Source organism: Mesorhizobium sp. M7A.F.Ca.US.011.01.1.1 (genome assembly GCF_003998295.1).
Lineage (GTDB): Bacteria > Pseudomonadota > Alphaproteobacteria > Rhizobiales > Rhizobiaceae > Mesorhizobium.
In genome coordinates, this window is sequence record NZ_RZRT01000260.1 from 1 (window position 1) to 437 (window position 437).

At 62.2% G+C, this 437-nt stretch carries 1 protein-coding gene; it reads left to right on the forward strand.

Features of this window, described 5'->3' with window-relative positions; translation table 11 throughout:
• A partial coding sequence (locus EOA13_RS37640) for an EamA family transporter (RefSeq protein WP_164780701.1) occupies positions 1-437 on the forward strand: 437 nt, incomplete at both ends.

Sequence of the window (437 nt, forward strand, 5' to 3'; positions counted from 1 at the left end):
CTTCAATGCCATCTTCTACACGGCGCTCAACTACACCACGGCGATCACCGTCTCGATCGAGCAGGCGGCGATACCGATCGTGATCATCCTCGCCAATTTCGTGCTGTTTCGCCTGCGTGTGAACCGGGTGCAGATCGCCGGCGTCGTGCTGACGATCATCGGTGTCGCCCTGACCGCCAGCAATGGCGATCTGCGCCAGCTCCTCAGGCTGGATCTCAATTTCGGCGACGCCATCATGCTGATCGCGGTGCTTTGCTACAGCTTCTACTCGGTCGGGCTGCGGCTGAAGCCGGCCATACGCTGGCAGAGCCTGATGCTGGCGCTGTCGATTGCCGCACTTGCCACTTCGCTGCCTTTCTTCCTGTGGGAGGTGGCGGCCGGCAAGGTCATCGTTCCCGATGCACGCGGCTGGGCGGTCGCGTTCTACACCGCGATCG